The 22,070-nt window shown below is 58.7% G+C and carries 18 protein-coding genes; 10 read left to right on the top strand and 8 right to left on the bottom strand.

Annotation, left to right across the window (positions count from 1 at the left end; translation table 11 throughout):
• Positions 1 to 36: 36 nt before the first annotated feature.
• Positions 37 to 2,013, bottom strand: coding sequence for a peptidase U32 family protein (locus tag H586_RS0111205; protein ID WP_027182069.1), 1,977 nt, complete (start codon positions 2,011 to 2,013; stop codon positions 37 to 39).
• A 486-nt stretch (positions 2,014 to 2,499) separates the two neighbouring features.
• On the opposite strand from H586_RS0111205, the gene H586_RS0111200 reads away from it, so the two are divergent.
• The 3 genes from H586_RS0111200 to H586_RS0111185 all read left to right on the top strand — a co-directional run bounded on the left by H586_RS0111200 (position 2,500) and on the right by H586_RS0111185 (position 7,615).
• Positions 2,500 to 3,318 (top strand): iron-sulfur cluster-binding protein, encoded by an 819-nt coding sequence (locus tag H586_RS0111200; RefSeq protein WP_011366245.1) that lies wholly within the window; start codon positions 2,500 to 2,502, stop codon positions 3,316 to 3,318.
• 10 nt (positions 3,319 to 3,328) lie between these two features.
• Positions 3,329 to 4,255, top strand: coding sequence for a dihydroorotate dehydrogenase (locus tag H586_RS0111195; protein ID WP_011366244.1), 927 nt, complete (start codon positions 3,329 to 3,331; stop codon positions 4,253 to 4,255).
• Between the two features lie 348 nt (positions 4,256 to 4,603).
• Entirely contained in the window at positions 4,604 to 7,615 is a 3,012-nt protein-coding gene (locus tag H586_RS0111185) for a proline dehydrogenase family protein (RefSeq protein ID WP_027182068.1), read from the top strand.
• A 193-nt stretch (positions 7,616 to 7,808) separates the two neighbouring features.
• On the opposite strand, the gene H586_RS20970 is transcribed toward H586_RS0111185, so the two are convergent.
• Positions 7,809 to 8,540 (bottom strand): hypothetical protein, encoded by a 732-nt coding sequence (locus H586_RS20970; RefSeq protein ID WP_027182067.1) that lies wholly within the window; start codon positions 8,538 to 8,540, stop codon positions 7,809 to 7,811.
• Between the two features lie 420 nt (positions 8,541 to 8,960).
• Positions 8,961 to 10,121 (bottom strand): iron-containing alcohol dehydrogenase, encoded by a 1,161-nt coding sequence (locus H586_RS0111175; protein ID WP_027182066.1) that lies wholly within the window; start codon positions 10,119 to 10,121, stop codon positions 8,961 to 8,963.
• A 340-nt stretch (positions 10,122 to 10,461) separates the two neighbouring features.
• Between H586_RS0111175 and H586_RS0111170 the strand changes: the two genes are divergently transcribed.
• Positions 10,462 to 11,403, top strand: a complete 942-nt coding sequence (locus H586_RS0111170; RefSeq protein WP_027182065.1) for a universal stress protein — start codon at positions 10,462 to 10,464, stop codon at positions 11,401 to 11,403.
• 92 nt (positions 11,404 to 11,495) lie between these two features.
• Entirely contained in the window at positions 11,496 to 12,365 is an 870-nt protein-coding gene (locus tag H586_RS0111165) for an SPL family radical SAM protein (RefSeq protein ID WP_155891385.1), read from the top strand.
• Positions 12,366 to 12,601: 236 nt separating this feature from the next.
• Here the strand turns inward: H586_RS0111165 and H586_RS0111155 are convergent, their stop codons facing one another.
• The 5 genes from H586_RS0111155 to queA all read right to left on the bottom strand — a co-directional run bounded on the left by H586_RS0111155 (position 12,602) and on the right by queA (position 16,548).
• On the bottom strand, positions 12,602 to 13,153 hold the full coding sequence (locus H586_RS0111155) for a 2-oxoacid:acceptor oxidoreductase family protein (RefSeq protein WP_011366238.1): 552 nt from the start codon (positions 13,151 to 13,153) through the stop codon (positions 12,602 to 12,604).
• 4 nt (positions 13,154 to 13,157) lie between these two features.
• Complete coding sequence (locus H586_RS0111150) at positions 13,158 to 13,937, bottom strand: thiamine pyrophosphate-dependent enzyme (RefSeq protein ID WP_011366237.1); 780 nt, start codon at positions 13,935 to 13,937, stop codon at positions 13,158 to 13,160.
• A gap of 3 nt (positions 13,938 to 13,940) precedes the next feature.
• Positions 13,941 to 15,005 (bottom strand): 3-methyl-2-oxobutanoate dehydrogenase subunit VorB, encoded by a 1,065-nt coding sequence (locus H586_RS0111145; protein ID WP_011366236.1) that lies wholly within the window; start codon positions 15,003 to 15,005, stop codon positions 13,941 to 13,943.
• Positions 15,006 to 15,009: 4 nt separating this feature from the next.
• A complete protein-coding gene (locus tag H586_RS0111140; RefSeq protein ID WP_011366235.1) occupies positions 15,010 to 15,255 on the bottom strand; it encodes a 4Fe-4S binding protein in 246 nt (81 codons plus the stop codon).
• Positions 15,256 to 15,405: 150 nt separating this feature from the next.
• Positions 15,406 to 16,548, bottom strand: a complete 1,143-nt coding sequence (queA, locus tag H586_RS0111135) for a tRNA preQ1(34) S-adenosylmethionine ribosyltransferase-isomerase QueA (protein WP_027182063.1) — start codon at positions 16,546 to 16,548, stop codon at positions 15,406 to 15,408.
• Positions 16,549 to 16,856: 308 nt separating this feature from the next.
• Here queA and H586_RS20160 point away from each other — a divergent pair, with 308 nt between their 5' ends.
• From H586_RS20160 to H586_RS0111110, 5 genes are all read left to right on the top strand, one after another.
• Positions 16,857 to 17,357 (top strand): hypothetical protein, encoded by a 501-nt coding sequence (locus H586_RS20160; protein WP_011366233.1) that lies wholly within the window; start codon positions 16,857 to 16,859, stop codon positions 17,355 to 17,357.
• A complete protein-coding gene (coaBC, locus tag H586_RS0111125; protein WP_027182062.1) occupies positions 17,357 to 18,583 on the top strand; it encodes a bifunctional phosphopantothenoylcysteine decarboxylase/phosphopantothenate--cysteine ligase CoaBC in 1,227 nt (408 codons plus the stop codon). The genes H586_RS20160 and coaBC overlap by 1 nt, the downstream gene beginning before the upstream one ends.
• Positions 18,565 to 19,461 carry a hypothetical protein gene (locus H586_RS0111120; RefSeq protein ID WP_027182061.1) on the top strand — a complete coding sequence of 299 codons (897 nt, stop codon included), beginning with the start codon at positions 18,565 to 18,567 and terminating at the stop codon, positions 19,459 to 19,461. Before coaBC ends, H586_RS0111120 begins: the two co-directional genes overlap by 19 nt.
• 253 nt (positions 19,462 to 19,714) lie before the next feature.
• Positions 19,715 to 21,073: an NfeD family protein gene (locus H586_RS0111115; RefSeq protein ID WP_011366230.1), complete on the top strand. Its 1,359-nt coding sequence runs from the start codon at positions 19,715 to 19,717 to the stop codon at positions 21,071 to 21,073.
• Positions 21,074 to 21,128: 55 nt separating this feature from the next.
• Positions 21,129 to 21,869: a slipin family protein gene (locus tag H586_RS0111110; protein WP_011366229.1), complete on the top strand. Its 741-nt coding sequence runs from the start codon at positions 21,129 to 21,131 to the stop codon at positions 21,867 to 21,869.
• Positions 21,870 to 22,070 lie beyond the last annotated feature (201 nt).

Here is a 22,070-nt window from a genome sequence, read left to right as displayed (position 1 = left end):
ACCGGACGGATACCCGTCCGGTCTTTGCTGTACGCATCAAAGCAGCGTCAGATCCCAGTTGAAGGAACTGCTGCGCGACGGCTCAGGCACTTCGCGCGGCGGCTGCTCTTTCATATGAACAAAGATCGTATACCCCGCTGCCTTCAGTTCATCCTGATGAGCGGTGATATCCAGCGGCCACCCCGGGAAAATCCACGTATTCTGCCCGTAGCGGCGCGCCCAGAAAGGTTCACGCTTGGGACTGAGGAAGGGTTCGCCCTGTTTGAGCGGCTGCAGCGGATTACGCGTGACCCCCATGGGCCAGTAGCCCGAAAGCACCACCCCGAGGGGCAGGGGACTCATGGACGGCAGAGAAAGCACTTCTTCGCCCGACAGCTCGGGGCTGACTATGGCCCCGCGGAACCCCATGCGCTCCAGCACGGCCAGAGCGGCGGGGTTGGCCACGTTGCAGAAAGGACCGGCCACAGGCGCTATTTTGGCATTTTCCGGAAAAAGCTCCATCTGCCACGGGGCTCCCAGTACAAAATGACGGGCGCCGTTGCGCAGCACCTGCGTGATAAGGCGTTTCCACTGGTCTTCCTCGTTGGGCCAGATCACGGGCGGCAGCCACCACGAATACCGTGAGACCAGCGTCCGCGACACTTCGGCTGTGCGGGGAGACAGCCACAGTCCGTCCACCACGCCGCCTTCGCGTCCGCCGCGCCTGCCTTTGGGAATACTGCCGTGCAGCAGCACGGTAAACCCTTTGCCCGGCTTGTCCAGACGTGCCGGCAGCACCGGTTCGAAATCCACGGAGGTCTCGCTGCCGCCGCGCACGTCGGCCAGACGGCCTTCCCAGCGGCGCAGCAGGTCCACAAGGTCTTTCTCGCGCCGGTCGATCAGAAATACGGGAGTTCCCGCCGCGGGCGGCCGCCCCTTGGCATGGGGCAGAGTAAATGCCCCGCCCTTGGGCACTCTGCGGGTCACGCGCACAGTGCGGTGCCACGGATCATCCTCGAACCCGACACGCAGAAAGTCCTGCGGCTGCAGCTCCATACGGGGCTTGAACTCCAGCGCACCCTTTTTATCGCGCGCCAGTTTGCCCACAAGCATGCCGGAACTGGTCGAATCGTTGGGGGCCGTCACCGGATGCTGGCGCTGCGGCAGAAAACGGGCATGGGTAGTGGGACGGCTGAGCGCCTGCTTCAGCAGGTCTTCTGCCTGCTTGCGTACCGAAGGATCGCCCGGATTGTCGCGCAGCATGCGGTATGCCGTGACAGTGTAAAAAACATAGTGGGGGCCTTTCTTGCGCCCTTCTATCTTCCACGACGACAGATTTTCCATGTCCAGCAGGTTGCGGGCCAGCACGTCCAGCGAGAGGTCGAGGCACGAGAAATACCGCCCCTCGCGGCTCTTCTGCTTGTACACACGGCGGCAGGGCTGCACACAGCGTCCCCGAAGCCCCGACTTGCCCCCCATGTAACTGGACCAGTAGCAGCGGCCCGAAACGCAGTAGCACAGGGCCCCGTGCACAAAAAGCTCCAGATCAAGCCCTTCGGGACAGGCGTCGTTACACTGGCGCACCTCGTCTATATCCAGCTCGCGCGGCAGAATGACACGGTCCGCCCCCATGCGGCGGGCAGCGTGCAACGCTGCAGGGTGCGTTATGTTGGCCAGTGTCGAAAGGTGAATTTCACCTTCAAATCCCGCCTGTCTGGCCATCTCCACGGCGCCGAGGTCCTGCATGATAAGCGCATGGGGCTGCACACCGCGCGCAAGCCGCCGTATGAGCCGTCCCGCCGCGGCAGGGTCGGTCGGTTTAAGCATGGAGTTGAGCGCTATGTAAACTTTGCGGTCTTCGCGCCTTGCCAGTTCAACCATGCGGGCCAGTTCCTTGACGGAAAAGTTGTCGGCCTGCATACGGGCGGAAAAATGCTTCATGCCCACGTACACGGCGTCGGCGCCGGCGGCCAGTGCCGCAAGAAAAGACTGCGTATCGCCTGCAGGGGCAAGTATTTCGGGTAATTTTTTCATGATCAGATTCCGTTGCGGGGCGGAAGGAATACGGCCGCACCAGCGCACTCTGCGCGGCAAGGCAGCCGGACGGCCATGTCTGAAAGGAGTTCCGTCAGATACACGGCACGCGGCAGACAGACCAGCACCCCGGCACAGTTCCGCCTGCAACCCTGCATCTAACCATAGTCGGGCCCAGATGCAACAGCAATGATTCCGCCACGGGGTGCCGCCCGCAAAAAAAATCCGGCAGCGCTGCAAATCGGAACACCGGCGGGTTCCTCTTGTCATGCGCCGATGAAAACACTATGAGTTTGCAGCCGCGCCGCATGTAAATCTCCGCTTACCTGCCTTTGCCGCCCACTCTGCGCGGCCCGCCGCGCAGAAGAACGCGCCATCGCCGCTCTTTGGCAAGATAGTGTTGACCCGCTCAACCTCCTGCCCTAGACAATAGGGAGCCATGCCTGCGCCAAAGTGCGCGCGGCTAAGAAATACGAGGAATTTGAAATGAGCGAACAGCAATGCACCGAACTCAAGGTGCTGGATACTGTCCCCTTCGGACAGGTTTCGGGAGATGCGCAGTTTTACGCTCTGCGCCTTGAAAAACCCCGCTGGAAAAGCTGGAAACCCGGCCAGTTTGTCATGATACGCCCTCAGGGATGGGCGCTGGACATGCTGTGGGCCCGTCCCTTTTCCATCTGCCGCGTCAGCAGCCGCGATCTGGTTCTGTTCTTTCAGGCAGTGGGCCGCGGCACCCGCAGACTGGCAGACCTGAAAGCGGGCGACACCGTTGTGGTCTGGGGGCCTCTGGGCAACAGCTTTGCGGTGGAGCCTGAAACGCCCACGCTCATGCTGGCCGGCGGCATTGGTATCGCTCCCTTTATCGGTTATGCCCACACGCACCCCAAACCGTGGAACCTGTGGATGGAATTCGGCCACCGGATGCCTCTCGGATGCTATCCGTTTGAAAGCATCAACGAAAAAATCATGGCCGACAACCATCAGGAAGAATGCCCCGACGACCTGCTGCGATTCATCGAGCGTCTGGAAAAACGCATCGCCGAATACGCGGAACAGGACGGGCTGGTACTGGCCTGCGGCCCCACTCCGTTTCTGCGCACGGTACAGCGTTTTGCCCTGCAATACGGCGCGCGCTGCCAGCTTTCGCTGGAAACCCGCATGGCCTGCGGCGTGGGCGGATGTCTGGGATGCGTCACCAGCACGACGGAAAAACACCACCTGCACCACACGCAGGCGGGCAAAGCGCAGGTCTGCAACAACGGTCCGGTTTTCTGGGCCGATCAGGTAGACCTGGATAAAGCATAGGAGCGCTGTCGTGGATTTGCATGTCACCATACCCAGCGGCCTGCACGGCCTTGAGCTGAAAAACCCCGTCATGACGGCCTCCGGCACATTCGGCTACGGTGTCGAATTTGCCCCCTACGGCGACCTTGCCCGTCTGGGCGGCATAGTGGTCAAAGGTCTGTCGCTTAAAGCCCGTGCCGGCAACCCCATGCCGCGCATCGCCGAAACCGCATGCGGCATGCTGAACGCCGTGGGGCTGCAGAACTCCGGCGTCGAAAACTTCATCACGCAGAAGCTGCCGCAGCTGCCCTGGCAGGAAACACCCGTCATCGCCAACCTGTATGCCTGCGACCCTGACGAATTTGCCGAACTGGCCGGCATACTTGCCGCCGAAGAAGGCATTGCCGCCATTGAAGTGAACATCTCGTGCCCCAACGTAAGTGAAGGGGGCATACTCTTCGGACAGGATGCAAGACAGGCCGCCCGGGTGACCGGCGCCGTAAAACGCCGTTCCGGCACCAAGCCCGTCATCGTCAAACTGTCGCCCAATGTCACCGACATTGCCGAAATTGCCCGTGCAGTGGAAGACAGCGGGGCGGACATGCTTTCGTGCATCAACACGCTGAGCGGCATGGCCGTGGACATCCGCAGCCGCAAGCCTCTGCTGGCCAATGTCATCGGCGGACTTTCCGGCCCTGCCATCAAACCCGTGGCCCTGCGCTGCGTATGGCAGGCCGCCCGCTCTGTCAGCATTCCGGTCATCGGCATCGGCGGAGCCACCACGGCAGAAGACATACTGGAATTCATGCTGGTGGGCGCACACGCCGTACAGATAGGCACCGCCAACTTCATGCGCCCCGACTGCGCCTTCCGGCTGGTGGATGAACTGCAGCAGCTGGTGGATACGCTGGGCATCACCAGCTGGGATGACTTCAGAGGCTCGCTGGACATCAGATAAGTTTTCGGAAAACTACCGGAAAGCAGCCCGGAACGCCGTTCATTCTGCGGCATTGCGGCATGTTATCACAGCGGCACGGCACAACACCGCCATCAGGCCGGAAAGGATTTCCTTTCCGGCTTTTTTTTGCACCGGCTCTGAGCGCAGGAAAGGCAGAACGTTTTCAAACTGTTGCACGGCACGCACCAACTGCAACGACTGACCATTTTTGTACAAACATACTTGCCTTGAATAGTGCGAACACGTACAACTTCACAAAATCAATAAAAATGCCGCGTTGCAACGCGGCATGACGGGAGAGCCGTTCACTCGAATCACTCACACCTTACCGCTTCCGAGGAGGACCGCATGGAAACCATGCCAGACGAAAAAATTGTCTCGCGCGGAAAAGAATTTTTCACCAGCATCAGCGGCGAAGCTCCGTCCATCTTCAACAAGGGATGGTGGACCGGCAAAGTCATGGACTGGGCCATGAAAAATGAAGACTTCAAAGTCCAGCTTTTCCGGTTTGTCGACGTTTTCCCGTATCTGAACACCTCGGAATCTCTTTCGCGGCATATCCGCGAATACTTCGCCGAAGGCGGCGACGTGCCCGCAGTGCTCAAATGGGGAGCCGGAAAAGCCGGCATAGGCGGCAAACTGACCGCCATGCTGATGGAAAAAACCATCCGCTCCAACATTGAAAACATGGGCCGGCAGTTCATCATCGGCCAGAACGCCAAAGAAGCCGTCAAATCCATAGCCAAACTGCGCAAAGACGGTTTTGCCTTTACCGTGGACCTGCTGGGCGAAGCGACTGTGAACGAGGAAGAGGCCGACGCCTATCGCGACGGCTATCTGGAGGTGCTTGACGCGCTGGCCAGAGAACAGGACAAATGGTCGCCCCTGAAAGGTCCCGGACCGGACACGGACACAGACTGGGGCTGCACCCCCAGAGTCAACGTATCCATCAAGCCTTCCGCACTGTATTCACAGGCCAAACCAGTGGATATAGAAGGCTCGGTGCAGGGCATCATGAAGCGCCTTGTGCCCGTGTACCGCAAGGTTGTAGAAATGAACGGCTTTCTGTGCATTGACATGGAAGCGCTGAAATACAAGGAAATGACGCTTGAACTGTACCGCAGACTGCGCAGCGAGCCGGAATTCCGTCATTATCCGCATCTTTCCATCGTGCTGCAGGCCTATCTGCGTGAATCGGAAAAAGATCTTGCCGACCTGCTGCACTGGGCCCGCACCGAAAAGCTGCCCATTGCCATCCGGCTGGTTAAGGGCGCTTACTGGGACGCCGAAACCGTCATAGCCAAACAGAACGGCTGGGACATTCCCGTATGGGTGCACAAACCACAGTCCGACATGTGTTTTGAACGCATGGCCCGCACCATTCTTGAAAACAGCGACATCTGCTACTTCGCCTGCGGTTCGCACAATATCCGCACCATTGCCGCCACCATGGAAACAGCCCGCCAGCTGGGCGTGCCCGAAACACGATACGAATTTCAGGTGTTGTACGGCATGGCCGAACCGGTCCGCAAAGGCCTGCTGAATGTGGCGGGCAGGGTGCGGCTGTACTGCCCCTACGGCGAGCTTATTCCGGGCATGGCATATCTGGTGCGCCGCCTGCTGGAAAACACAGCCAACGAATCATTTCTGCGACAGAGCTTTGCCGACGGCACCGACATGGAGCGGCTGCTTGAAAATCCGGAGCTGACCCTGCAGCGCGAGCTGGCAGCCCGTCCGGCACCGGTGGAGCCTTCCGGCACGGGAGGCATTCCGCCGTTCCGCAATGATCCCATGATAGACTTCACCATACCCGAACAGCGGGCCGCCTTTCCGCGGGCCATAGCCGAGGTACGCGCCGCCGCAGGCGGCACCGTGCCTCTGTTCATCGGCGGTAAAGAAGTGTTCACGCAGGACACCATGCCAACGACCAATCCGGCCGACCCCGATGAAAAACTCGCCGATGTATGTCAGGCGGGCATAGCGGAAATCGATGCGGCCATCGAGGCGGCGGGCAGGGCGTTTCACATCTGGCGCGATGTGTCACCCGAAGACCGCGCCAACTACCTGTTCAAGGCCGCGGACGCCGCACGCAGAAGCGCCTACAGGCTGTCCGCATGGCAGATTCTTGAAGTGGGCAAACAGTGGGATCAGGCATACCACGATGTGGGCGAAGGCATAGACTTTATGGAATACTATGCCCGCGAAATGCTCCGGCTGGGCAGGCCCCGCCGCATGGGCCGCGCCCCCGGCGAACACAACCACCTGTTCTACCAGCCCAAAGGCATTGCCGCCGTCATCTCGCCGTGGAACTTTCCCTTTGCCATCTCCATCGGCATGGCTTCTGCGGCCATAGTGACGGGCAATCCGGTCATTTACAAACCATCCGGCATTGCCGCGCGCATCGGCTACAACCTGACAGAGGTCTTCCGCGAAGCAGGACTGCCCGACGGCGTATTCAACTACTGCCCCGGACGCAGCTCGGTCATGGGCGATTATCTTGTCGAACACCCCGCAATCAACATGATCTGCTTTACCGGATCCATGGAAGTAGGCCTGCGCATTCAGGAAAAAGCGGCCGTTGTACAGCCCGGACAACACCACTGCAAACGCGTCATCGCCGAAATGGGCGGTAAAAACGCCATTATCATTGATGACGATGCCGACCTTGACGAGGCCGTGCTGCAGGTCATTTATTCGGCATTCGGCTTTCAGGGGCAGAAGTGCTCCGCCTGCTCGCGGGTCATCGTGCTGGACCCCATATACGACCGCTTTGTGAAGCGGCTGGTCGAAGCCTGCAACGACCTGAAGATAGGACCGGCAGAAGATCCGGCAAACTACATGGGCCCGCTGGCCGATGCCTCGCTGCAGAAAAACGTCGGCAGATACATTGAAATAGCCAGAGAAGAAGGCACCATACTGGTTTCGCGCGACGATATTCCCGCGCGTGGCTGCTATGTGCCGCTTACCGTGGTTGCCGACATTACTCCCGACAGCCGCATAGCGCAGGAAGAAATATTCGGTCCCGTGCTCGGCGTCATGCGGGCCTCCACCTTTGAAGAAGCGCTGGAAATCGCCAACGGCACCCGGTTTGCCCTGACCGGCGGCGTGTTCTCGCGCAGTCCGGAACATCTCGAAAAAGCCCGCAAAGAATTCCGCGTGGGCAACCTGTACCTGAACAAGGGCAGCACCGGCGCGCTGGTGGAACGGCAGGCATTCGGCGGCTTCAAGCTTTCCGGTGTCGGCTCAAAGACCGGCGGCCCCGACTACCTGCTGCAGTTCATGGACCCGCGCGTAGTGACGGAAAACACCATGCGCCGCGGATTCACCCCCATCGAAGAAGACGACGACTGGATTGTATAACGCGGGTACGATCCGGTAAGAAAAACAAACATGAAAGGCTCCTGAAAAGGAGCCTTTTTTTTATCAGTCGGAAACCTTACAAACCTATCAAGACAATCATGCCTGTGCATGCCGGCAGCCTTGCCGGAGTTTATATCTGCGAAGGTTGCCCGCATACTGCAGCCTGTATACGGCGCAGCCAGCTGCCATCAGATCACAGCTTGCGCATCTTGTTCAGGGGCCAGTACACGTATCCGGCTTTTGCCGTTATTTCCTTTTCAGAAACGAGAGTCTGAAAGTTTTGCGGATTACGGGCACCGACAACATAGTGCCCCTTGGGTATCAGGTAACCATCGCCTGCGTCAGCAAACGTTCCTGAGCGCGTGCAGACAGACGCAGGGCATTTTTCGCCCGCAACGCCATGAACCTGTAATATAAAAGGACTCTTGCTAAAAGGGCCTGTTGTTTTTTGCTCAATTATCACAAAATCACCTTTGACAGGCTCTTGCTCCCAGTATTGATACGGGACGCCCAATAGCGCTGTTCCTGCCTCAAGCTCTGGCGACAACATCGTACTGCCGGAGGCTATGGAAAATGCATGTAATCTACCCGCAGGAAATTCTCTGCCCGGTCCGAGAGTTGCCGCTGCAAGCCCCGCAACAAGCGCCAGCCTTGACCATTTCCCTGCACTACCTTTCGCATCTGCAGCTTTATTCAGACGCGCTGCGTCAACAGCGGAGTATAAGCGGATGGCAGTATCCAGCAGCACTACAAAAACGACCAGCGCCAAGTACCGGTCATTGCTTAGTGCCACGGCAGCGTTCAAAACAAAATAACCGGCTGAGCTGCCTGATGCCAGAATCAGGGCCTTAGACACTTTTCCCTTAACTATCTGACCTGCCCCCGGAACAACAAATGACAATAAAGCCAACAGGACATTTGACATAATTATATGAAGTTCCCGTGAAAGATTGATTTTTGTATCAGAAACAGCAACAGCACATGTTCTGTACCTTTACCATAAGCTGTTTAGTTATCGACATAAAACACGCTGGTTCCATCTTCGCCCAAACCATCTTTTGCCCCGCAACATGCACTCTGAGCGGCCATTTCCTCAACTTTCAACGCACCCTCACATTGGCAATAGCTTTGATTCTATTCTGGAGTTGATAACAAAAATTATTTTCAATGCCAAATAAAGGGGCAGCATCCGACAACCCTTTTTATTCCTATTCGACAGGTGCAACCGAGCAACTGTGCACACAACAATAGCTGTGAAAAAAGCCCCATAAGGACAAAAAAACAGCCCGCCGGCCACATGGCCGGCGGGCTGTTTACTATGCGTAATCATCCTGTCCGATGGACGCTACAGGGCAGCCTTCAGAACGTTCCGGCTTACTTCCAGCGTCTGGTCGCCGCGCTCGGACATAGCTGTCAGGCCTTTTGCTTCCAGACCCTTGATTACAGCGTCGAAATGCTCAACGCCGAGCTTATGGTCGGAAAGTCTGGTTTTAACGCCCAGAGACTCAAAGAAGGCTCTTGTCCGGGCAATGGCGGCATCAATGCGCTCATCGTCTGTGCCTCCGGTGATGTTCCAGATGCGCTCGGCATACTGCAGCAGCTTTTCGCGTTTGGCATCGCGGCGCACATCCATCAGGGCAGGCAGAATGATGGCCAGCGTCTGGCCGTGATCAAGCCCGTAAAGAGACGTAATCTCGTGCCCGATCATATGGGTTGCCCAGTCCTGCGGCACGCCGGAACCGATAAGGCCGTTCAACCCCATGGTTGCGCACCATACAAGGTTCGCACGGGCATCATAATCTTCGGGGTGATCAATGGTGTAACGTCCGATTTCAATAAGGGTCAGCAGGATGCCTTCCGAGGTTCTGTCCTGAAAGCGTCCTTCCACGGGAAAGGTGAGATACTGCTCCATAACATGGACAAAGGTGTCCACCACTCCGTTTGCCACCTGTCTGGCAGGCAGCGAGTAGGTAAGCGTGGGATCAAGAATCGAAAACTTCGGGAAGGTAAGCGGGCAGAGTACGGGGAACTTTCCGTCACCCTTGCTGATAACTCCTCCCATGTTCATTTCAGAACCGGTGGCGGGCAGCGTTACCACGCATCCCAGCGGCAGAGCTTTTGCGGCGGGCACACCGGCAAAGCCGTGGTACAGCAGCGACTCAGGATCACCGTCATGCACCGATGCCAGCGACACAAACTTTGTCCCGTCCATTACGGAACCGCCCCCCACAGCCAGCAGAAAATCCACACCTTCACTGCGGACCTTTTCCACCGCCTTCAGCAGTGTTTCGTACCGCGGGTTGGGTTCAATGCCGCCGAACTCGTGAACGGTTCTGCCGTTTTCAAGGGCAGCCCGCACCTTGTCCAGCGTGCCGAACCGGCGGACACTGCCCCCGCCGTACAGAACAAGCACAGTGGCACCGGCAGGAACCAGCGTATCAAGCTCCGCCAGTCTGTCTTTGCCGAAAACAATGCGGGTAGGGTTGTGGAAATCAAAATCAAGCATGCTGAAAACCTCCTGTGAAAACCGGCCTGACAGCACGACACAGCCGGACACATACGGCCCGTCCAGCGGCCCATGCCGGAACATTTATACGATAACGCTCCACTGTATCCTATCGGCTGCGCCCCGTCACCCGTCCCGCGCATAACATATGCCCGCACCCTCCGGAGATACGCTGACACGGCGCAGGGCTGCCTGCCATGAATCAGCCTGCGACAGGGTTTGCTTTTCCGTTGAGTATCCGTATAGTCACATATCGCGTAAATACCGGCATGTTACGCCCCCTGCTTCGGGGAGCGTGATACCGGCACATGACGCCAGTACCTGTTACGGAGTGTGAATCATGCGTGTATCACAGCCATCCGGCGGACGCACCATACCGCCCATACCACCGGTCCCCAGACGAGACGTGCTGGTGACCGTCAGCGAAACGCCTGCCCAGCTGCATGCGGCGGAGTTTGCTGCCCGCTTTCTGCACGATTCGCCGTCCATCGGCATTACACTGCTGTATGTGGCCCCGCCCAGACGCTATAAAAGCATCGGCCCTTACGGGCTTGTCATGGGCGAGGCAGGCATGGACGAAAAAGAGTTCCACCGCCATCTGGCCCTGGGCAATGAAAGTCTGGAGCAGGCCAGAACCATGCTGCTGCAGGCCGGAGTACACGAACAGCGCATCCGGCTGTGCGCCGTGCCTGATTCCGTCTCCATGGACTGGGACATCCTGCATCAGGGCACTACAGGAGGCCATGCGGCCATTGTGCTGGGCAACCGCGGCCGCACATGGCTGGAAAACATGCTGGAAGGCACTCCGGACATCACCAGTGAAATGGTCAAACAGTCGTGCGTGGTGCCGCTGTGGCTCTGTCCGCCGCAGGCGCGTGATTCAAAGGAAGTGCTCATCTGTGTGGACGGCTCCGCCTCGGCGTTCAACGCGGTACATCATATCGCCAGCCTGCTGGGCAGTGACAGCCCCCACAAATTCACGCTGCTGCGCGTCTGCCGTGCAACGCCGTGCGGCCTGACAGACAGCGGCATGCTGTTCAAACAGTGCAGGCAGATCATGGAAGGGCAGGGCATTGCGGCGCACCGCATCTCCACCAACGTGGTCACCCACGGCAATGTGGTAGAAGCAATCCTGCGGCTTTCGCTCGAAGGCGACTTCGGGCTGGTGGTTTCCGGCAGGCGCGGCATGGGGTCCGGCATTCTTGAACATCTCATGATGGGTTCCGTGGCGGACAAACTGTTCCGCAGGCTGCGCAGCAGCGCCCTGTGTCTGTGCTGCTGACAGCACCCTTCACACCGCACGCGCATATTGTCCGGTCATGCGTTGCCCCGCCGCGCATTGCTCCTTTGCGGCCGCAGGTGCATACAGACGGTATGGAATACATAGCGGCCCGCACCATCCTTGCCCGCGTGAAAAACGCGCCGGACGCGCTTTTCGGCGGACATTACACCATGAACCTGTACCGCGGCTGTCCCCACGGCTGCATCTACTGCGACACCCGCAGCAACTGCTACGGCATCGGCAGGCTGGAGCACATACGAGCAAAACGTCATGCACTGGAAATCCTCTGGCATGAAGTAGTTTCCAAACGTGCCCGGGGAACCGTGGTCACAGGCTCCATGCACGACCCGTATCTGCCGCAGGAAAAAGAAGAGCAGCTCACCCGTTCTGCGCTGAAGCTGCTCATCCGGCACGGATTCGGGGTGCATGTGATAACTAAAGGTACCCTTGTAACCCGCGATGCAGACCTGCTTGCGCAGGCACAACGTACCTTCGGGGCTGTCAGCATAACCGTGACCACGCCGGACGACGGGCTGGCCGCCGCCATAGAGCCGCACGCCCCGCCGCCGTCCATGAGGTTCAAGGCTCTGGCCGCGCTGCGCGCTGCCGGTGTATACGCCGGCATCACCCTCATGCCGGTACTGCCTTTCATCACCGACTCGCCCCGCGACATCACCCGCCTTGTACGCTGCGCGGCTGACGCCGGTGCGGCATATGTGCTCTTCTGGCCGGGCATGACGCTGCGCGATGCCTGCCGCGAACACTACCTGCTCCGGCTGGAACATCTTTTTCCCGGCATGGCGCGGCAGTACAGGCGCCGCTACGGCGACAGATATGTCTGCATGTCTCCTGCCGCCGCACAGCTGAACAGAATAGTGGACCGCTGCACGGCGGCCTGCGGCATGGAACGCTCTGTCCGCGTATGGCAGCCGCCCCGGCCGGAACAGGGCAGCCTGCTGTAGGCACCTGCCGCAAGTGCCGGCCTGCGCTCGGGCACCCCGCAGCACGGCAACAGCCGCAGGGCTGGTGCCATACCGCAAATTGCACTTCCGCCGCAGGCAGCTTCGCATTATGCGTCGTTCAGCCCCGCAGCCGCTGCACATTCACCCGGTACATAAAAAAAGCCGCCCGCATGAATCCATGCGGGCGGCTGTACAGTCATCAGCGTTTCACGTGAAACGTCAATTTCCGCAGCGGGCTACATCATTGCAGCCACATGATCGGCACCGGCCTGCAGCGCCTCGGCGTTTTTAGGGATAAGATGTGCATAATGACTTGAAATAACGCTGGAAAGGCTCTTTTTAACCACTTCCAGATCAAGCACTCCCGTGGCCTGCACATAGCCGCCCAAAGCCACCATGTTGGCCATACGCGTGTTGCCCAGCTTATCCGCTATTTCATTTGCGGGCACGCCGTAGGACTTCACTCGGCTTTGGGCCTGCGAAACATCCACCAGCGAAGAGTTGATAAGCAGCACGCCGCCGTCCTGCATCGTGGGCTGGAACTTGTCCATGGACGGCTGGTTCATGATGATGAGGCTGGCGGGACGCTGGATAATGGGCGAGCCGATTTCCTCGTCAGATACCACCACGGTGCAGTTTGCCGTACCGCCCCGCATTTCCGGACCATACACGGGAATATAGGTCACGTTCAGACCGCTTTCCATACCGGCGTATGCCAGCAGGTTGCCTATCAGCATCACGCCCTGACCGCCGAAGCCCGCAATGATGACGTCCTGATACAGACTCATTGGCTTACTCCTTTCCATCCGCTTCGGCGGTGACGTCTTTGTATACTCCCAGCGGGAAGTAGGGGATCATCTCCTCCGCTATGCGCCTGTTGGCGGAAACCGCATCCATATGCCAGTTGGTGGGGCATGCCGACAGCATTTCAACAAAACCGAAACCAATGTTGTTGGTCTGCATTTCAAACGCCTTGCGCAGTGCGCGCTTGGCTTCGCGGATATGCTTTACGGAATCGAGCGAAACACGGGCCGCATAGGCGGTTCCGCCCAGACCGGCGATGATTTCCGTCATCTTGATGGGCAGACCTTCGTGCTCGGCACAACGCCCGCCCGGGCAGGTTGTGGTCTTCTGTCCCACCAGCGTGGTGGGGGCCATCTGACCGCCGGTCATGCCGTATACGGTGTTGTTCACAAACACCACGGAAATACGCTCGCCGCGGTTTGCAGCGTGTACTATTTCGGCCAGTCCGATGGAAGCAAGGTCGCCGTCGCCCTGATAGGTAAAGACAAACTTGTCCTTGCGCGCGCGTTTGGCGCCCGTGGCAACGGCCGGAGCACGGCCGTGCGGCGCTTCCACCGCGTCCACGTCGAGATAATTGTATATAAAAACGGAGCAGCCGATGGACCCGATGCACAGCGTGTCCTGCACCAGTCCCATTTCTGTCAGCACTTCGGCCACAAGCCGGTGCGCCACACCATGGTGGCAACCGGGGCAGTAGTGCGTGGGACGGTCGGCCATCACCTCGGGCACATCGAACACCAGCTTTTCGTTGTTGTTTGCGCTCTGCATGGCTTACCTCCCCAGCCTTGCGACTATGGCTTCCACAAAGTCGTCTGAACCGGGCAGGTTGCCGGGCATATGACCGTGGAAATCCGAATCGGCCAGACCCCGGACCGAAAGACGCACGTCTTCGACCATCTGACCGCAGTTCTGTTCAATGGTAAGGAACCGCTTGCCTTTTTCCGCCAGTGCCCGCAAAGGAGCATCGGGGAAGGGGTAGAGCGTCAGCGGACGCACAAGGCCCACTTTGCGGCCTTCTGCACGCAGGCGGCGCACCGAACTTTTCACTATGCGGCCGATGGAACCATAGGCAACCACCACGAGCTCGGCATCATCGCATTCGTATACTTCGGCTCTTGCTTCGACCTTCATGGCCTCGTACTTCTGCTGCAGATGCCTGTTCTGTCCTGCCAGTGCCCCGTCATCAAGAAACAGCGACTTGAGCAGACGCGGACCGCGTCCGGCGGCACCGCTCAGGCACCAGTCCGCGGCACCGTAGTTTTCAATTTTTTCAGGAGACCACGGCGTGACGGGTTCCTTCATCTGGCCCACAATGGCATCGCCCAGCATCAGCACGGGGTTGCGGTACTTGAATGACAGATCAAAGGCTTCGATCATCATGTCGTAGCCTTCCTGACAGGTACCCGGAGCAAGCACCAGCGTGCGGTAGTCGCCGTGTCCGCCGCCGCGGGTGGACTGGAAATAGTCGCCCTGCGACGAACCGATGTCACCCAGACCGGGGCCGCCGCGGTTCATGTTCACGATGACACCGGGCAGTTCGCTGCCCGCCATGTAGGAAATGGCTTCCTGCATCAGCGAAACACCGGGGCTGGACGAAGTGGTCAGCGCACGATGGCCGGCCGCAGCGGCACCCAGCAGCATGTTGGCTGCGGCCACTTCCGACTCTGCCTGCACAAACTCGCCTCCGGCCTCGATGATGGCCGTGGACATGAACTCGGGAATATCGTTCTGCGGCGTTATGGGATACCCGAAGTAACAGGTGCACCCGGCAGCCAGCGCTCCGCGAGCTATGGCCTCGTTCCCTTTGATGAAAATTCTTGAGGGCTTTGCCGACATGCGCCTACTCCTTTGCCTTTTCGCCTTTGGCGGGCTTTTCGGGCCGGTATACCCGTATCGCTAAGTCGGGGCAGATAAGCGCGCACGAAGCGCACCCCGTACACTGTTCCATGTCCTCTTCAGTCACTTCGGCCACTTTGTACCCTTTACGGTTAAAGCGGGAAGACTGACGGATGATTTCCTTGGGGCAGACAGTGGTGCACAGCAGGCACCCCTTGCACCGTTCATCCAGAAAAGTAACCCGTGCCATTCGCACTACCCTCTGTTTTTTCCGCAAGCTTTTTTCAGAAAAGAAAAGCTCACTGTGTCATGAGTTTTTTTGGTAATTCTAAGTGCCGTGGGTATACCGCAAGTCCCGGCAATTTGCAAAATTGTGCAACGGCGGTTTGTGCCATAAAACTTACAGAATAAGCATGGCGTCGCCGTATGAGAAAAAGCGGTACCCTGCAGCCACGGCCTGACAGTAGGCCTGCAGGGTTTTTTCGCGCCCGGCAAAAGCCGATATCATCATAAGCAATGACGATTCCGGCAGATGAAAATTGGTGATGATGTGGTCGGCCACGTTAAAGCGGTACCCCGGATAGATAAAAATGTCCGTCCAGCCGGTAAAAGGACGAATTTCTCCGCATGCGGCCCATGCCCCTTCCAGCACCCTTGTGGACGTGGTGCCCACCGTGACCACCGGCCGGCCCTGCCGTTTTGCATCGTTTATGGCCTGTGCGGCCTGCTCCGTTATTTCCATGTACTCGCGGTGCATGGTATGGGTACGGATATCCTCTGCGCGGACGGGGCTGAACGTGCCGTAGCCGACATACAGCGTGACCTCGGCCCAGCCGAATCCCTGTTCCTGCAACGACGCCGTAAGCTCCGGCGTGAAATGCAGCCCCGCGGTGGGTGCCGCCACCGAGCCCAGTCTGTCCTGCCTGCTGTACACGGTCTGGTATCTGCTGTGGTCATCTTCTCCGTCGGGCCTGCGGATGTACGGCGGCAGCGGCAGATGCCCCTGCCGCAGGAACAGTCCGGCAAGGTCGCCTTTCCAGTGCATGCGCACCGCACAGCGGCCGAAGTCGGCAGTGTGCAGCACCTCAACGTCCAGCCCGTCAAAATGCATTACATCACCAGGCCGCACCCGTTTGGAAGCTCTCAGAAGACCTTCTGCCTCTGCACAGCTGCGGCCGTCTGTACCGGTCTGCGGCTGTACCAGCGGCAGCGGAGTAAGCAGCAGAAATTCCACCTTGCCGCCGGTGGGGCGTCTGCCCAGCATGCGCGCGGGCAGCACACGCGAGTTGTTGGCCACCAGCAGGGCGCCCTCGGGCAAAAAGCTGCCTATATCCTTAAAAGAAGCCTGTGTGTTAACACCGGACTTCCTGTCCATGACAAAAAGCCGCGAAGCCCCGCGGTGTTCCGGCGGATGCTGCGCTATCTGTTCTTCGGGCAGTTCAAAACGGTATCCGGCAAGAGAGTAGTCGTCTGCGGCGGTATCGCTGCTGTCAGTGCCTGCCTCGCAGCGGCGGGCCGTATCTGTGGGATGCTTGGAATGCATAAAACAATGGTCCTTAATTCGTTTTCCGGTTCTTTCGGGCGCACCGGTGCGGATTGCCGCAAAAGACCAGAACTTGCCACGGCAGGCAAGTCTTTTTCGGCACCGGCGCTGCCCGCTGCCACAGCACGGCACGGCGCCGGTGCCCGCCGCAACGCGCAAAGGCTGCACTCCGCGGGCCTGATTCGTTGCGTGACAGGACAACATGCGCTATGTCACATACCGAGTGACATCGCCGCCGCTGCGCGGCGCAGCATCATAAGAACCATGTTGCCGCAGAACTCAGAATTATCTGCTCCCAAGGAGACCCCATGAAGAAATCCCTCATTCCCGCACTTCTTCTTGCCTGTGTGGTGGCGCTTTCCGGCTGCACCACCGGCAGCTCCAAGACTTCCGGCGGCACAGAAGAAGCTTCGCAGTTTCTGTACTACGACTTCAACGACATTGTTGTGCCCCGTGACATGAAGCTCAAAGATTCTTTTGTGCTGGGCACCGGCGCCGAGCGCACAGGTTTTCTCGGCTTTTCCGGATGGGTCGATTCGCGGTCGCTGACTGCAAACACCATCTCGAACATGCAGCGCGACGGCTGGAGCCTGCGTTTTCAGTTCATCAGCCCCCGCACGCTGCTGCTTTTTACCAAGCCTGACAAATTCGCCGTCATCAACATCACCGATGGTGCCACCAACACCGAGCTGGAAGTATGGGTTGCCCCCCGCCGTGACAATGTGGGTCTCGAAAAACCCATTCTGGACACGCCTTCCATGGCCGTACCCGGCGACATCACCATCAAAGAAGAAGGACTGGTCAACTAGTGAGCCCTGCATCCGTCAATGCGCATCTGGCTTTTACAGGCTATCTCGGCAGACGCCTGCACATGGGCGTGTGCGGTTCCGTAGCCGCCTACAAGGCGCTTGATCTGCTGCGCCGGTTTAAAGATACCGGCGCGGATACCGGTGTGACCCTGACGGACAGCGCGTGCCAGTTCATCACGCCGCTCAGCTTCGAAGCGCTGGGGGCTTCTCCCGTATATACCGGCATGTACCCCGTGGGTGACGATGTTTTCGGACATCTCACCCCCGGGGATGCCTGCCACGCATTTCTCATCGCTCCCGCCACGGCGGCCACGCTGGCGCGTCTGGCCTGCGGTCTGGCAGACGACATGCTTTCGTGCCAGGCACTGGCCTTTGAAGGACCGCTGGTCATTGCCCCCGCCATGAACCCGCGCATGTGGAACAATCCGGCAACGCAGGAAAACTGGGCCAGACTGAAACAGCGCGGCCACGTGGCCGTGGAACCCGGCTGCGGGCGCATGGCGTGCATGGATGTGGGGCAGGGCAGGCTGGCAGACCTTGATACCATTTTTCTGTATACGCTGCAGGCCATGACACCGCAGGACATGACCGGACAGCAGGTCATGGTCACTCTGGGCCCCACCCGCGAACAGTGGGACGGCGTACGTTTCTGGTCCAATCCCTCTTCGGGGGTCATGGGAGCCTGTTTTGCCGTGGCCGCATGGCTGCGGGGCGCACAGGTGCATGCCGTCTGCGGACCGGCAACACCGTGGCTGCCCGCAGACATCACACGGCACGATGTAACCGGTGCGGCGCAGATGTATCAGGCAGCAGCCGACCTGTGGCCCCGCATGGACACCGGTATATTCACCGCCGCAGTCGCCGACTTCAGTCCGGAGCCTTTCGGTGCTGAAAAATTCAAAAAATCCGGCACGGAAACGCTGTCCATCCGGTTCACTCCCAACACCGACATTCTGAAAACGCTGGGCACCGCCAAGCGCGAAAACCAGCGCATTGTCGGGTTTGCCGCAGAAACGGGCAACCTGCATGAAAACGCCGTCGGCAAGCTGCGGCGCAAAAACGCTGACATGATAGTCGGCAATATTGTCGGCACACCGGAAAGCGGTTTTCAATCGGCCACCAACAAAGTTTTTGTGGCTGACAAAACAGGCCGGACCGAAGAATGGCCCGTACAGCCCAAAACCGAAGTGGCATGGAGGATTCTGGATTGGCTGTTGCAAATGTAGCCATCCGCGAAGACCTGCGCCCGTGGTATCAGGCCGGTGTACAGCATCTTTTTATGGATGATGCGGTAACCGCATGGATAGAGCAGGGCAGGCGGGAACAGCAGACAGCCGCCCCGCAGGCTTCTGCCCTTGCGCAGGCGCCTGCTGCGGGCCGTCCGGTGCACTCTTCGGGCTTATCCGCCGCAGAGGAGACAACGCCGGAAACGCCTGCACGCAGTATCCGGCGGCAAGCCCCGCGCGCAGAAAAAACACCGGTGCAGGCTTCCTCAGACAATCATTCAGCCTTCGGCCCGTCCGGGCGGGCTTCTGCTCCTGTGCGCCCTGTAACGCACGAGGCTCCTGCAGCCTGCACCATGCAGGAAGACACTCCGCCGCCCCCGCAGGCCAGCAGCATGCCCCCCGAACAGTGGCCGCCACAATGGCAGGCCGCATGGAGCAAAATTCCCGGTCCCGCACCTGTGGTATGGACTTACTGGTCGCTGGGCGACGACCTGTGCGGTAATGCCAATGCAGAACGCGGCGCGTTGCTGCGTAAAATCATAGGAAGCCTAAGGCTGCCGCGCGGGACCAGTGCCTTCTGGCCCGTGGCTCTGCCCGCCGCACCCGCGCCCGACGAACATGCCGCCCCCCTGCAGGCCAATCCCGAAATTTTTCTGGCCGGCATAAACAGAATACGCCCGCGAAGGGTGTTCGCCTTCGGCAGCAGGGCTCTGCGGTCATTTGCCCCCCATTGCGGTCTGCGTCCGTATCAGTTTGTACACTATAACGGCTTCAGGCTGTATGCCATGCCCGACATCGACTACCTGCTTGAGTCGCCTGCACCGGTGGAAGCCGTGATTTCCTGTCTCAAGGTCGCCCTGCAGAAAGTTTCCCGCTGAATCCCGAAGCCGGCCCGCCGTCATGTACGGGGCCGGCTTTTTCTTTCAACCTGTTCGTATTACGCACTGTCTTCATTTCAGAACACAACATCATTTCCGGTCAGGTCAGCCCGCCGTTGCAATTGCCGCCCTGATTATTGTTCCACCTCCTGCGCGCCCCGCATCTCCGAAAAAACTGTTCACAGAATATGCTTTACTGTACACTGGCTCCGGATCCTCTTTTTTCATGCCCGCCTGTCCACGGAGGAACACGATGAACACGTCTCATGCTCTGTATCGCAAAATAACGGCCATTTGCGCCACGTTATGCTTTTTCGCAGCCTTTCACCCTGCCATGCCAGCTTCCGGAGCTGAAAATGCCGTGCAGAAACACACTGTTTCTGTGGTGCATGTAACGATAAAGGCGGGCATCGGTCCTGCCACGGCTGACCTTTTACGCGGAGCCATCAAACAGGCCGAAAGCGGCAGCGACATGGTACTGGTGACGCTGGACACGCCCGGAGGCCTTGTATCTTCCATGCGCGAAATGGTGCAGGACATTCTGAATGCGGATGTACCCGTGGGAGTATGGGTCGGTCCTTCCGGAGCACATGCAGCCAGTGCGGGGGTGTTTATTGTGGCGGCTTCCAGCATCAGCGGCATGGCCCCGCAGACAACCATGGGAGCGGCCATCCCTGTCACACCGGACGGAGCCGACACCAAAGGGGATATGGCTACAAAGGTAAAAAACGACCTGTCCAGCCTTGTGTCCGGTCTGGCAGAACGGCGCAACCGCAATGTGGACTGGTATGTTTCGGCAGTTCGGGAAGGCAAAAGCCTGCCTGCCTCACAGGCAATAATGAACAACGTTGTGGAGTTTATGGCCACCACCCCCGAAGACTTTCTTGTACAGGCAGGCAGCAGGGGCGTACCGGCAGGCATGGGGACATTGCGGTTCACCGCCGACGACATACGCATTATCCCTTACGAGCCCGGTTTGCGTTACCGCTTTCTGGGCTGGTTGCTCGACCCGCAGGTGGCGTATCTGCTGCTGCTTGCCGGTGTGGCTCTGCTTTTTGTCGAATTTACCCATGCAGGAGCCATACTGCCCGGAGTGCTCGGAGCACTCTCACTGCTGTTGGGGCTGTATGCCATGACCATACTCCCCACGGCGGCGGCGGGCCTGCTTCTTATTCTTCTGGGGCTTGTCCTCTTTCTGCTGGAAATCAAAGTGGTCAGTTTCGGCCTGCTTTCACTGGCCGGTGTGGCCGCGCTGTTCATCGGCTCGCTCATACTCTTTCCCGAAAGTGAAGGGCTGCGCCTGCCCATGATGACCATCGGCCCCACCGTACTGGGCATAAGCGCCTTCATGGGCGGTCTGGTATGGCTTGCGGTCAAGGCGCAGCGCAGCAAATCCGCAATGGCTTCAGATCAGCTGGCAGGACAACAGGCCATGGTCATGCGCTGGCAGGGCCGCAAAGGAACCGTAAAACTGCACGGCACCCTGTGGAATGCCGTAACCAGAGAAGAACAACCCATCGCCAAAGGCGAGACAGTCACAGTTACCGGTGCAAAGGGGCTGACACTCCATGTGTCGACGCATCCGGCACCGGAGGATGCTGTGCAGGAATAGCAACCAAAACCGCAAGTACCGGACAGCCGGTACCCGCCCGACAGGAGACTTCATCATGCTTGCCTATCTGCCTATTATCGTAGCGGTCATAGCGTTTTTCATTGTTTCAATCAAAATTCTCAACGAATACGAACGGGCCGTTGTATTCCGTCTGGGCAGGGTCATCGGCGCCAAAGGTCCGGGCCTTTTCATTCTCATACCCATCATCGACAGTATGGTGCGCGTCAGCAAACGTGTTCTTACGCTCGATGTACCCAATCAGGATGTCATCACCATGGACAACGTTTCCGTCGAAGTGAACGCCGTTGTCTATTTTCGCGTGGTTGATCCGGTAAAGGCCATCATTGAAGTGGAAGATTATCTGTTTGCCACGTCGCAGCTGGCCCAGACCACACTGCGCAGTGTGTGCGGCAGCGCGGAACTTGATGAACTGCTGTCGCAGCGTGAAGAAATAAATGAAAAAATTCAGCAACTGCTCGACGAACAGACAGACCCGTGGGGCATAAAGGTGCAGGCAGTGGAACTGAAACACATAGACCTGCCCGCAGAAATGCAGCGCGCCATGGCAAAACAGGCCGAAGCTGAACGCGAACGCCGCGCCAAAGTCATTAACGCCGAAGGTGAACAGCAGGCCGCAACGAAGCTGAAAGAAGCCGCCATAATTCTTGCGGAATCGCCCGCAGCGCTGCAGTTGCGCTACCTGCAGACCATGCGGGAAATGGCTTCCGGCAGCACATCTACTGTCATCCCCATTCCCTTTGACCTGCTTAAGCCGTTTATGGACGGCAAAAAGTAACCAGACTGCACAACACACACCGAAAGGGGCCGCAAGGCCCCTTTTTGTTTACTTCCGGCAGTCCCTGTTCTGATGACTTTTTCATGCCTCCGGCGGGCAAGGGGAATGATTCCCCTTGCATCCCCCGTTGCGCACATGATGTTCCGGTCAGCTGAGCACTTACCGGCGTACCGGCTGCACGCCATGCGCCGAACAACGCAG

Origin of the sequence: Oleidesulfovibrio alaskensis DSM 16109 (genome assembly GCF_000482745.1) — a bacterium.
In the GTDB taxonomy this organism is placed as follows: Bacteria; Desulfobacterota; Desulfovibrionia; order Desulfovibrionales; family Desulfovibrionaceae; genus Oleidesulfovibrio; species Oleidesulfovibrio alaskensis.
This window is presented reverse-complemented; position numbering and strand designations above follow the sequence as displayed.

Bases quoted from the DNA above. Each gene is read 5' to 3' on its own strand.
- H586_RS0111110 (WP_011366229.1), top strand. From the start codon at position 21,129: ATGCTTGCCTATCTGCCTATTATCGTAGCGGTCATAGCGTTTTTCATT.
- H586_RS20160 (WP_011366233.1), top strand. From the start codon at position 16,857: ATGAAGAAATCCCTCATTCCCGCACTTCTTCTTGCCTGTGTGGTGGCG.
- H586_RS0111155 (WP_011366238.1), bottom strand. From the start codon at position 13,153: ATGAGTCTGTATCAGGACGTCATCATTGCGGGCTTCGGCGGTCAGGGC.
- queA (WP_027182063.1), bottom strand. From the start codon at position 16,548: ATGCATTCCAAGCATCCCACAGATACGGCCCGCCGCTGCGAGGCAGGC.
- H586_RS0111150 (WP_011366237.1), bottom strand. From the start codon at position 13,937: ATGCAGAGCGCAAACAACAACGAAAAGCTGGTGTTCGATGTGCCCGAG.
- H586_RS0111115 (WP_011366230.1), top strand. From the start codon at position 19,715: ATGAACACGTCTCATGCTCTGTATCGCAAAATAACGGCCATTTGCGCC.
- H586_RS20970 (WP_027182067.1), bottom strand. From the start codon at position 8,540: ATGTCAAATGTCCTGTTGGCTTTATTGTCATTTGTTGTTCCGGGGGCA.
- H586_RS0111185 (WP_027182068.1), top strand. From the start codon at position 4,604: ATGGAAACCATGCCAGACGAAAAAATTGTCTCGCGCGGAAAAGAATTT.
- H586_RS0111145 (WP_011366236.1), bottom strand. From the start codon at position 15,005: ATGTCGGCAAAGCCCTCAAGAATTTTCATCAAAGGGAACGAGGCCATA.
- H586_RS0111170 (WP_027182065.1), top strand. From the start codon at position 10,462: ATGCGTGTATCACAGCCATCCGGCGGACGCACCATACCGCCCATACCA.
- H586_RS0111205 (WP_027182069.1), bottom strand. From the start codon at position 2,013: ATGAAAAAATTACCCGAAATACTTGCCCCTGCAGGCGATACGCAGTCT.
- H586_RS0111165 (WP_155891385.1), top strand. From the start codon at position 11,496: ATGGAATACATAGCGGCCCGCACCATCCTTGCCCGCGTGAAAAACGCG.
- H586_RS0111175 (WP_027182066.1), bottom strand. From the start codon at position 10,121: ATGCTTGATTTTGATTTCCACAACCCTACCCGCATTGTTTTCGGCAAA.
- H586_RS0111140 (WP_011366235.1), bottom strand. From the start codon at position 15,255: ATGGCACGGGTTACTTTTCTGGATGAACGGTGCAAGGGGTGCCTGCTG.
- H586_RS0111200 (WP_011366245.1), top strand. From the start codon at position 2,500: ATGAGCGAACAGCAATGCACCGAACTCAAGGTGCTGGATACTGTCCCC.